This window comes from Candidatus Sulfuricurvum sp. RIFRC-1, assembly GCF_000310245.1.
In the GTDB taxonomy this organism is placed as follows: domain Bacteria; phylum Campylobacterota; class Campylobacteria; order Campylobacterales; family Sulfurimonadaceae; genus Sulfuricurvum.
Map to the genome: position 1 here is coordinate 2,195,215 of NC_020505.1, position 11,148 is coordinate 2,206,362.

The following is an 11,148-nucleotide window of genomic DNA, read 5'->3' on the forward strand; positions in this document are numbered from 1 at the left end:
GTTCGTGGTGAGCTTGTCGAACCATGAACTTACCCTTCGACAAGCTCAGGGCGAACGGGACTAAAATCAAACTACAAGGAAAACCATGAAAATTACCAAAAAAGTGACCTTTATTGCCAAAGAGGAACATATCACAACAGTTAAAAAATTGTTGGAGGATATGGTGGCTCCCTCACTGAAAGAGCCGGGATGCCTCTTTTATTACATCTTCCAGTCACAGAATAATCCGCGCAAGTTTTTCGCCGTCGAGTCGTGGGCAGATGAAGAGTCGTTAGAGGGGCATAAGCACACAGAGCATTATGCGTACTATAAATCGCACTATGAGCCGTTTGTGGACGATAAATACACGGAAGAGTTAGACCTTCTCGACGAAAAATCGTATCCGTTCTAAATTCCGGGAGCCTTCCACATCGGCTCTAAAACACCCTCTTTGACCAACTCCATCTGTTTGGAGTAGACTTTGAGCCATCTCTCTTTGATATCGCCATACTGTACGTAATTCGACATATTCGGCTCATAGGTGCGTTCCATCTTGACGATATTGTTTCCCGCTTCTTCAAAGCTTTTATAGACCCCTGCACCGATCCCGCACGCCATCGCCACACCCAATGCCGTCGCTTCTTTGACCACCGGAACGTTTACTGCCAAACCGGTAACATCGGCGAGTATCTGCGACCATAATGCTCCATTGGAAGCACCGCTGGCAAACGTAATCGAGGTCGGCGAAACGCCGCAAAAAGCTTTGATGTTCTCCAAATTGATCGCACTGACGATACACGCATTCTCTTCCAATGCACGAAACATTGATGCAACATTGTATTTGGACTCATCCAATCCCAATCCGATAAATGAGGGGGAAGCGTGTATCCACTCTCCGTAATTCATCCGATCGCTAAAGATGGGGGTGATCCCGTACGAGCCAAGCGGAACCGACAAAGCCATTGCTTCAAGCTCGCTGTAGCTTTTCCCACACCCGAAGCTGTTGCGAAACCAGCGCATCACCAGCCCCGTAAAAAAGGTGATCCCCTCTGCCTGAGACATCCCTCGAACAACATGCGGATTGACACGTAACAGCATCTCATCTGAGAGGACGGCAGTGCTTGGGATATTGACCACCTGCTGCCAAAAGCTCCCGCCAAGTATGACTGCATCGCCCAGCGACGAAGCTCCGAGCCCCGCCGTGCCGATCTGCACATCACCGCCCCCCATCACCACGAGGGTGTCACGGCTTAGACCCGTTTCGCTTGAAGCCTCAGCACTGATATGACCTAAAACCTCTCCGCTCTCTTGTATCGGAACAAACAAATCTTTGAGTCCACATTGTTCAAACTCGCTCTTATCCCAATCTCGTGATCGGAGGCTAAAGGCTCCTGCCGTTCCGGCATTTGATGGTTCACTGGCTAATTCACCACTAAGTTTAAAAAGGATCCAATCACTGATCATCGTAAAATAGCGGGCTTTTTCGTAGAGAGAGGGGCGATTGTTTTTCAACCATAAAAGACGCGGGGCGGCAGAGAGTGCAAAGGTTTGCCCGCTGATAGCATAACGCTCCGCTTCCAATGTTGGATAGCTATTTTTGAGATAGGCTACTTCCGCACCAGAGCGTCCATCCACATTCGCAACACCCCAAAGTTCGCGCTTTTCGCCATCATAAACCACAATTCCCTCACGCATACTTGATGCTGACACTGCCACAATTTCAGACGCTTTGATATTTGCTTGGGCAATTGACTCTCGGATACACCGCTTGGCAAGTTCCCATCCCTTTATAAAATCAAAACCCATCGATCCGGTAACATTTGCTTCTGCAATATGTTCCCACTCGTACTGTGCTATAGAGATTTGATTGCCCAACTCATCAAAAATGATAGCGCGGATACTTCCCGTCCCCGCATCAATAACGAGGAAATAACAGTTCATCGAAGTTCTTTCATATTGATGAACACATCCATAGGAAGATGCTGATCCATATCATCCTTCACTTTTTCAATACGAATATTACAAATGGAGTCTTTGAGTTGTTCTGCCAGTTCTTGAAGTTCTTTTTCACTTTCGCGTTTGGCAATACCTCGTGCGGAACATCCGGTGACACCGGAGTGGTTATAAGTCATACGATACATAGCTAATCCAATAAATATTTTATTGATTAGGATAAAGCAAAGAGGGTTCCACAAAAGAACACCTCTATGAATTTAATATTCGATTACGCGCGGTAAACTTTTTGCCTCTTCAATCCACCGAACAAGCTCTTTCTCCGTTGGAATGCGTTTACTGAGATTTTTACTGCTGTTTACTTCATCCATTTTTTTCAATAAATTGGATGGAACTCGTTGAGCCAACTCTTTTGTTGTATCCACACCTGATGCTTCAAGCAATTCTGAATACTGAGGACCGACCCCTTTAATCCGAAACAAATCAACCATATTGGCAAATCGTGTAATATTCTTCTCCGTTATTCCCGTCTCTTTGGCTACTGCTGTACGTTTAGCCGGCGTTGAAAGAGCAGTGAGCAACTCACCGGTATCATTAATACCGGATGAACGCAACTTTTCACCGTATACTGTACCAATACCTTCAACTGCATCAATTTTGTAATGTGCCATCAACTATCCTCCGTTGACAATATAATGGCCCAGTATAACGGTAAAATGTAATTGAAAAGTGAAAATGAAGTTGAAAAAAAGAGAAAGAAAGTTTATAAAGCGTGGTTCACTACGCGTGAGTCCTCTACTGAAGAGAACTTAGCATTAGCGTAGCCAATCGGGGCTTTGCTCCGTTGGCGTTATTGTAATTAGACACTTGCCTCTTCGCGGCGTTGGAGATAATCCCATTTCGCATCGATACGTGTTTGCCACTCATCGATAAGGTATTCATTTTGTTTAGTGAAAAGGTGTTTAAAACGCCCTTGTGCACCAAGATAGTCACGTACCGGAATAATATTTTTCGGACGATAAGTAATGTTAAGTTGAGTTCCATCGATAATCTCATACAATGGGAAAACCAAAGAATCGGTTGCCAAATCAGAGATAGAAATCGTATCTTCCGGTGCAAATTTCCACTCGGTTGTACAAGCTGACATCGCATTGATATAAACAGGGCCCTCTGCCGCAAATCCTTTTTGGATTTTAGCTACCATATCTTTCCATTTGTTCGGAGCAACCTGAGCTACGTATGGCGCACCGTGTGCCGCCATAATCGCCATCATATCTTTTTTATTACGTTTTTCACCGTAACTGATACGTCCTGCAGGAGTAGTCGTCGCGGATGCACCGATCGGAGTCGAAGATGAACGTTGTCCACCCGTGTTCGCATACACTTCGTTATCCAAACAAACGTACATCATGTTATGACCACGCTCGAAACACCCGGAAATCCATTGGAAACCGATATCATAAGTCGCACCGTCTCCGCCGAATGCAACGAATTTAGGGGTACGATCCGGCTGTTTCAAACGCCCTTTTGTTTTGAGCGCTTTGTACATTGCCTCAGCTCCCGCTACCGCAGATGAGCCATTTTCAAATCCGATGTGAATCCATGAAGCATCCCATGACGTATACGGATAAACGGCCGTACATACTTCCAAACATCCGGTTGATGCCGCAAGAATCAAATCATCATTCGTAGCGTTCAAAACTTCACGAACGATAATCGAGTGGGCACAGCCCGGGCAAAGAAGGTTAGCACCCTCAAAACGATCCGCCGAAGTGGAAAACTCTTTGAGGTTTTTAATTTTTTTCATTTCTGACACATTGGCTCCTTAGAAAAAAGAGAGTTTCGGTCCGCGAAGACCGATATATTGTTGCAATGGCGTTGTCGGTTTGCCCGCATCCGCATTTGCTTTAAGATCTTGGAAGATACTCACTAAGTGTGCTTTGGTCAAATCACGTCCGCCCAATCCGTAGATGTAGTTCGTAAGAACCGCTTTGGTGTCAGTGTTGAACAATGAACCTGAAAGCTCATTGAAAAGAGCTCCCATTGCGCCGTGCGGGCTTGAACGATCCAATGAACCGATTGCTTTTACATTTTTCAATGCGTCTGCAATTTGCTCTAATGGCCAAGGACGGAATACACGGATACCGATAACACCCGCTTTAATACCCTGTTGCGCACGCATCTCAAGAGCAACTTCACGCGCTGTTTCGACCGATGTTCCCATACATACAACGGCTACTTCTGCATCGTCCATATTGTACGATTCAACGATGTTGTATTTACGTCCGGTCAATTTTTCGAACTCGTCGAATGCTGCTTCGATTTTAGGGATAACTGCTGTCATAAGAGCATGTTGCTGACGTGCTTTATGCTCAAAATGCCAATCTTCTTCCGTTTGTACCCCGTGAGTTACCGGATGATCAAGATCCAGCATGTCATTCATCGGTTTGTAATCGCCGACAAAGTTATAAGCCGCTTCATCGCTCAGAGTGTGAACCCCTTGAGCCGTGTGCGATGTCATAAATCCGTCTTGGTTAACGATTGCCGGTAAACGAACGTCATGATCTTCGGAAACTTTGAAAGCGATAAAGTTCAAATCGTATGCCTCTTGCGGAGAATAAGCACCAAATTGAATCCAACCGCTATCACGCCCCATGTACATATCGGAGTGGTCACCGTTAACGTTCAACGGTGCGCCGATAGCGCGATTTACAAGATTGAGAACGATCGGCAAACGCATTCCGGATGCGGAATAAAGCGTTTCCAACATCAAGGCAAAACCTTGCGATGATGTAGCCGTTGCAACCCGTCCGCCTGCAGCTGCAGCACCGATACAACATGACATTGCACCGTGTTCGGATTCGGTCATGACAAATTCGCCGTCAACATAGCCATTTGCCGTAAAACCGGCATAATTTTCAACGATAGGAGTCGAAGGGGTGATCGGGTAAGCCGCTACAACGTCAACTTGTACTTGACGGAGCGCTTGGCTTGCAGCCATATTTCCATCCCAGACTTCAATATCGCGTAGTTCGATTGTATCTGCCATTAGTCTTCCTTCACTTCAGTATCAGCTTTTTTCTCTTTTTTAGGCCATTCGGCAAGGGCACTCTCTTCATCTTTTTGTTCTGGGAACATCAAAAGTGATTTTGGGTTTGTCGGACACACTTCGACACAGATCCCGCACCCTTTACAGTGATCAAAATCGATTCCGATCATTTTTTTATCACGTGAAATAATCGACATATCCGGACAATACACCCAGCAAAATTGACAATCAATACAGTAGTCTTTGTTAAACAAAGGCTTTTCGATACGCCAGTCAGCTACGCTCGCAGTAAATGAGCTTGATTGTGAATAAGGGCGATTTTCAGGAAGCGTTGTTGCAATATCACGAACTGCTCCATCAAATGTTCGGAGCATGGCACCGATTTCGAACCCATCCCATCCTTGTTTTTCCATCATGTGCTCCTTACTTCACTTCATCATACGCGCGTTGAATCGCGATCATGTTAGCATCGATAATTTTTTGCGGTAATTTTTTCAATACCCGTATCATGTTCTCTTTGAAAAAGTCCATCTCATACATTCCTGATACCTTCATCAAAGCGCCTAACATCGGTGTGTTAGGGATCGCTTTCCCGATTGTCTCTTGTGAGATTTTAATACAGTCTACCGTGTAAACTTTTTTACCCGCAAGTTTAGGTTGGGAGGCGATTAGCTCTTCCGTACCCATATGCGTTGTAATGATATAGACGGTATTCTCTTTTTCATTTGCTGTAATATCTGCCACGTAAACCAGTGCGGGGTCAATTACCAAAACATAATCTGGAGCCATGAATTTTTCATGGTTCATAATGACTTTATCATCAACACGGTTATAGGCGGTCATAGCGGCCCCACGTTTAGCGGAACCGTAAAATGCAAATGCTTGAACATGCTTACCGGTGGTAGATACAACATCGGCCAAACCTTTGGCACCGGTTACAGCGCCTTGTCCGGCACGACTATGCCATCGAATTTCTAGCATGAATTCTCCCTCTGACTTAAGTTCTTAAGTTTAATTTTAATCAGTACACGTATTCTATGAAAGTTGCTCTTAAATGTAGCTTTTCACCATTTACGAGCTTTCAAACCAAAGACAAAGTGTTACTTTCATCCCCGCAGAGCGATGTATCGCACCGCTTCAAGAGCATCTCTTTGTATAACATCTGTTAATGTGAGTAATTGTTCTATATTATCATATCCACTGGTTACCGCCACACATTCAATACCGGCTCTTTTAGATGATTCAATATCCAAACAGGTATCTCCGATCATCCATGCCTCTTGATTTTCATGACCCATCTGGAGCAATGCTTTCAAAATAGGTTCAGGATGGGGTTTTCGGTTTTCAACATCCTCAAATCCGATCAGAACATCGAAGTAGTGCATAATTTCAAAATGTTCCATTAGTTCACGTGAGTAGCGCCCCGTTTTGGTCGTTACAATCCCCAGTCTCGCAAATAAAGACGCCTCTTTTATCGCTTCTATCGCGTTGGGGAGCAAAAACGTTTTTTGGCATGAAATCTCCCGATAATAGAGCTTATACGTGCTTACATGCGTATCGACCAGATCTGCTTGAACGCCGACACCGGCAAACATTACCTCAAGGGGATGTCCTATTTGTGAAGTAATCATCGACTCCGTAACTTCTAAACCCAAATTATGTGTTCGAAGCGAATGGTAAAAACTCTCTAAAATAGCCTCCGTCGAGTCGATCAATGTCCCGTCCAAATCAAACAATATTATTTTTTTCATTTTTTTTCCCAATCAATATAATCTTCCCATATCCCGTTAATGGTTGGCTTTATCCCTCGTATCGATCGGCTGTACACATTGATCTCATTGGGGATCACTAAAAAAAGATACGGGTTGTCTCCCACTATTTGACCAAAGATTTGACGCTGCAAGGAGGCAATTTGTTCAGGCTCCGTTGAGTTTTCCATCTGCTCTATCAGTTTGTCGGTACGCACCGAATGATATCCGACCAGATTAAATCCCCCCGGAACATCGCTCTGGGAATGCCATAGCGCATAAGGATCAGGGGTAAGAGAGAGCGACCATCCGAGCAAAACCGAATCAAATTTTCGCGGCGTTACCACCGTATTTAAAAATGCCTGCCACTCCATGACGCGAAGGGTCACTTTGACTCCGACATCCAATAATTGCCGTTGTAAAATCTCAGCCGCATACGGGCGGATCGCATTGGAATTTGAAGTTGCAATTTCAAATTCCAACGGTTTTCTCCTACTGTAGCCTGCAGCGCTAAGGAGTTCTTTCGCCCGTGCCAAATTACGCTTCGGAGCTTTAACCTCATCATTAAACCCTTTGCTTCCCGGAAGAAAAGGGCCCGTACACACATTACCGTGTTTCAAAAAAAGAACATCGATCAATGCCTCTCGATCAATCGCTAAAGAGAGCGCTTCTCGTACGCGAGGGTCTTGAAATTTTTTCAGACGCAGATTAAATCCCAGATACGTGTAACTGTGTGAAGGAAGTTCCAACGTCGCGAATTGTTTGTGAAACGATTTATCCAACTGTCGTTCATACTGCATCGGATCAAGTCCGTCCACATCGATTTGACCCGATTTAAGCATCAAAAACCGTGTCATGGGATCGTTGATAACGTGAAAAACGATTTTATCAATCTTCGGACGGTGTTCAAAATAATGAGGATTCGCTTCCAATACGATCTGTTTGGAAAATTCCAGTTTTTTGAGAACATAAGGGCCCGTTCCGATCGGAGCGGTGTTGAATTTTGAGCCCATAATATCGTTTTCACGACTCAAAATATGTTTGGGGACTATCCCCATCATCCATATTTCCAACGCTTTAAAATAGGGTTTCTCATACGCTACACGGAGGGTATAATCATCGATCACGCTCACATTTTTAATCACTCTGAAATCAGAGGCATAGGGGGTAATAGTTGTCGGGGATTTGATCAAATTGTAGGTAAACAAAACATCCGCAGCACTCAACGGCTTACCGTCATGCCATTTAACCCCCTGACGAAGTTTAAACTCAATAAGGGTCGGAGTAATAAAACGGTACGACTCCGCAAGATCACCGATAATTTTCTGACCGCTCTCATCATATTTCACCAAAGAGCTAAACAAAAATCCAGCGATTGAAGAGCTTGCCGAATCGGTTGCGATAAGAGGGTTTAGACGTGCAGGGTTTGAAGAAGCACTGAGATGAAGTGTCGAAGCAATCAACCAGACACTTTGTAAAAGTAGCAATAATAATTTCAATCTCAACCCGTTTTTTATGAAATTATAACATTACTCCAATGTTATCCAAGCGTATGCTATAAATACAGACATTTTTATCAGGAATACTAATATATGATCCGAGAACTTATCAAAATTTACCTCCTCTTTATCGCACTCTTTTTCCTCGGTCGGCTTGGACTTTACGGTCTCTATTTTGACCGTCTAGGGGATATCAGCCTCACTGAATCGCTCTTATCGTTTCTTTATGGTTTAAAACTCGATACGATGACTGCGTCAATTATCTTAGTCATTCCCGCCTTGCTGCTTGCCATCACTCCCCAAAGCGGGGCTAAATATGTAGGACGATTTCTCAGCGGTTATGTTCTCTTTTTTCTACTGGTAGCCCTTTATGTGGAAAATGCTACGTTCCCTTTTGTCGCTCAGTATGATGTACGTCCCAATTACCTCTTTATCGAATATCTGAAATACCCTCAAGAGGTCACTTCTATGATCCTCAAAGAGTATCCGCTACAATTGGCTGTTGCACTCGGGATGCTCGTAGCTACGGCGTGGGCATATCTCCGTTTCTCACCGCTGCGTTTGGTGGAAGCGATCCAAACACCGCTGTGGAAACGGCTCCTACTGTTCCCGCTTGTTGCTGCATTGCTCTTTATCGGCATCCGCTCCTCGTTCGGCCACCGTCCCGCCAACATCTCAGATGCCCTTTACAGCACCAACCGCATGGCAAATGAAATTGCCAAAAACTCCCTCTATTCGATCGGATACGCCTACAAGAGCTATACCAGAGAGGAAAATTTGGTGAAACCCTACGGAAAAATAGAGCTTGGCGAAGCGTATGCACGCGTCGGAGCCAAACTCAATCTTATTCCGAGCGGAGAACATCCGTTTAACCGCGATGAGCCGACCCATTTTCCGGCTCAAAAACCTAAAAATCTCGTGATATTTATCCAAGAATCCATGGGGAGCCAATTCGTCGGATTTAGCGGAGGGGATGTGAGTATTACCCCTAATCTTGAAAAGCTTTCACACGAAGGAATTGCCTTCACCAACCTCTTTAGCAACGGGACACGGAGTATCCAGGGATTAGCGGGGATGAGTTCGGGATATTTGCCTCTTCCCGGAGAGGGAGTCGTCAAACGGAACAAATCCCAAAGTGATTTTTTCACCGTTGCTTCACTGCTCAAGCCTTTAGGCTACAAATCGAGCTTTATTTACGGCGGTGAAGGACGATTTGACAACATGCGCAGCTGGTACATGGGAAATGGTTTTGATGAAGTAATCGAACAAAAAGATTATGAGAATCCCGGTTTTGTCAGTACTTGGGGAGTCAGTGATGAAGATTTAGTCCTCAAAGCAAATGAAAAATTCAAAGCCCACGCGGCAAAGGGTGAAAAGTTTGTCAGCGTAATGTTCTCATCTTCCAACCACTCTCCGTTTGAACTGCCCGAAGGAAAGATAGAGTTTATTGCCGGAAAACCAAAAAATGGGGTTGAAAATGCAGTCAAATACGCCGATTTTGCCATCGGACGCCTTTTTGAGTTAGCAAAAAAAGAGTCCTACTACAAAGATACCGTCTTTGTCATCGTTGCCGATCATAATATCCGCGTTTATGGGGATGATCTTGTTCCGGTCAATATGTTCCATATCCCTGCACTCATTGTAGCTGAGGGGGTGAAAGCTGAAAAATTTGATCTCCTCTCCACCCAGCCCGATGTGTTGGCTACCGCTTTGGATCTTATCGGGGTTAATCTCACCTACCCCGTTTTGGGACACTCCATTTACAGTGATAAAAAGCAAGAGATCGCACTAATGCTGTTCAATGATACGTTTGCCCTGCGCTACCGTAACAAAGTCGCCGTTATTCAGCCAAACAAAGAGGCAGCAACGTTTATCTATGATAAAGAGCGCCTTCTAAGTGCTCCTCATGACAAAGAGCTTGAACGTGACGCATTGGCATTTGTAACGGTTATGGATGATATGTACAACAAAAAGCTGTTTAGAGTCGCTAAATAACATTCAGTATTGTTGAATGGGCGGTGAAAGAAGTAATCTGTAATGGGTGAAGAAAGTGTGAAGGAAAAGTTCTTCCCAAAGAAGGGAAGAATAAAAACGATTAACGTTTTGAGAATTGAGGAGAACGACGTGCTTTACGTTTACCCGGCTTCTTACGCTCAACGATACGAGCATCGCGAGTAAGCATACCAAATGGTTTTAAGATAGCACGGAAAGACGGATCAAATGCGCAAAGAGCACGAGAGATACCGTGACGAAGTGCATCCGATTGTCCTGAGAAACCACCACCCATAGTTGAAGCAGTGATGTCTACTGAAGCGTCTTGTTTTGTCAAAGAAAGCGGTTGAGTAACACGCAATTTTTTTGCTTCAAGACCACCGAGCCATGCATCGAGTGAAAGACCGTTTACAGTAATTTTACCTGTTCCCGGAGCAAGCCATACTTTAGCGATCGAAGATTTTCTTCTTCCGGTTGCATACGTTTTTGCCATTATTTATCCTTACTTAGCGATCTGTGCAGAGTGAGGGTGTTCAGCACCTGCATAGACTTTTAGTTTTTTGATCATCGCGCGACCCAATTTTGTTTTAGGGAGCATACCGCGAGCTGCAAGTTTGAAAACTTTTTCTGGGTTAGTAGCCAAAAGTTCTGTAAATTTTTCACTTTTTACGTTACCGAAGTAACCTGTGTGACGGTGGTATGTTTTAGTAGCGGTTTTGCCGTTACCGTTAATAATCGCTTTTTCAGCATTAATGATAACAACGAAGTCACCACAGTCGATATTTGGGGTAAAATAAGGTTTATCTTTACCGCGAAGACGAGTAGCAACATCTGTCATAATACGACCGAATGTTTTCCCTTCCGCATCGATCAAAACCCATTTACGTTCGATTTGCTCAGGTGAAGCAATTTTAGTAAATTTCATCTT

Annotated in this window: 13 protein-coding genes; 2 read left to right on the forward strand and 11 right to left on the reverse strand. The window is 44.4% G+C overall.

Annotated features, from left to right (window positions below):
- Nucleotides 1–85 precede the first annotated feature (85 nt).
- Nucleotides 86–391 carry a putative quinol monooxygenase gene (locus tag B649_RS11155; protein ID WP_015654628.1) on the forward strand — a complete coding sequence of 102 codons (306 nt, stop codon included), beginning with the start codon at nt 86–88 and terminating at the stop codon, nt 389–391.
- Here B649_RS11155 and lsrK read toward each other — a convergent pair.
- The 9 genes from lsrK to B649_RS11200 all read right to left on the reverse strand — a co-directional run bounded on the left by lsrK (nt 388) and on the right by B649_RS11200 (nt 8,228).
- A complete protein-coding gene (gene lsrK, locus B649_RS11160) occupies nt 388–1,920 on the reverse strand; it encodes an autoinducer-2 kinase (protein WP_015654629.1) in 1,533 nt (510 codons plus the stop codon). The genes B649_RS11155 and lsrK overlap by 4 nt on opposite strands.
- Nucleotides 1,917–2,120 carry a hypothetical protein gene (locus B649_RS11165; RefSeq protein ID WP_015654630.1) on the reverse strand — a complete coding sequence of 68 codons (204 nt, stop codon included), beginning with the start codon at nt 2,118–2,120 and terminating at the stop codon, nt 1,917–1,919. The genes lsrK and B649_RS11165 overlap by 4 nt, the downstream gene beginning before the upstream one ends.
- Nucleotides 2,121–2,192: 72 nt before the next feature.
- On the reverse strand, nt 2,193–2,603 hold the full coding sequence (locus tag B649_RS11170; RefSeq protein ID WP_015654631.1) for a DUF4332 domain-containing protein: 411 nt from the start codon (nt 2,601–2,603) through the stop codon (nt 2,193–2,195).
- Between the two features lie 188 nt (nt 2,604–2,791).
- A complete protein-coding gene (locus B649_RS11175) occupies nt 2,792–3,739 on the reverse strand; it encodes a thiamine pyrophosphate-dependent enzyme (RefSeq protein WP_041192764.1) in 948 nt (315 codons plus the stop codon).
- A gap of 18 nt (nt 3,740–3,757) precedes the next feature.
- A complete protein-coding gene (locus B649_RS11180; protein ID WP_015654633.1) occupies nt 3,758–4,981 on the reverse strand; it encodes a 2-oxoacid:ferredoxin oxidoreductase subunit alpha in 1,224 nt (407 codons plus the stop codon).
- A complete protein-coding gene (locus tag B649_RS11185; RefSeq protein ID WP_015654634.1) occupies nt 4,981–5,394 on the reverse strand; it encodes a 4Fe-4S dicluster-binding protein in 414 nt (137 codons plus the stop codon). Before B649_RS11185 ends, B649_RS11180 begins: the two co-directional genes overlap by 1 nt.
- Before the next feature lie 10 nt (nt 5,395–5,404).
- The gene (locus B649_RS11190; RefSeq protein WP_015654635.1) at nt 5,405–5,962 is read right to left on the reverse strand and encodes a pyruvate flavodoxin oxidoreductase subunit gamma; all 558 of its coding nucleotides are present in this window, start codon (nt 5,960–5,962) and stop codon (nt 5,405–5,407) included.
- A 125-nt stretch (nt 5,963–6,087) separates the two neighbouring features.
- Nucleotides 6,088–6,732 carry an HAD family hydrolase gene (locus tag B649_RS11195; protein ID WP_015654636.1) on the reverse strand — a complete coding sequence of 215 codons (645 nt, stop codon included), beginning with the start codon at nt 6,730–6,732 and terminating at the stop codon, nt 6,088–6,090.
- Nucleotides 6,729–8,228 (reverse strand): peptide-binding protein, encoded by a 1,500-nt coding sequence (locus tag B649_RS11200; protein WP_041192452.1) that lies wholly within the window; start codon nt 8,226–8,228, stop codon nt 6,729–6,731. The genes B649_RS11195 and B649_RS11200 overlap by 4 nt, the downstream gene beginning before the upstream one ends.
- Nucleotides 8,229–8,321: 93 nt before the next feature.
- Between B649_RS11200 and B649_RS11205 the strand changes: the two genes are divergently transcribed.
- Nucleotides 8,322–10,223, forward strand: a complete 1,902-nt coding sequence (locus B649_RS11205) for an LTA synthase family protein (RefSeq protein ID WP_015654638.1) — start codon at nt 8,322–8,324, stop codon at nt 10,221–10,223.
- Between the two features lie 100 nt (nt 10,224–10,323).
- On the opposite strand, the gene rpsI is transcribed toward B649_RS11205, so the two are convergent.
- Together rpsI and rplM are read right to left on the reverse strand one after the other, a co-directional pair.
- Nucleotides 10,324–10,713, reverse strand: a complete 390-nt coding sequence (rpsI, locus tag B649_RS11210) for a 30S ribosomal protein S9 (RefSeq protein WP_015654639.1) — start codon at nt 10,711–10,713, stop codon at nt 10,324–10,326.
- Nucleotides 10,714–10,722: 9 nt separating this feature from the next.
- Nucleotides 10,723–11,145, reverse strand: a complete 423-nt coding sequence (rplM, locus tag B649_RS11215; RefSeq protein ID WP_015654640.1) for a 50S ribosomal protein L13 — start codon at nt 11,143–11,145, stop codon at nt 10,723–10,725.
- Nucleotides 11,146–11,148 lie beyond the last annotated feature (3 nt).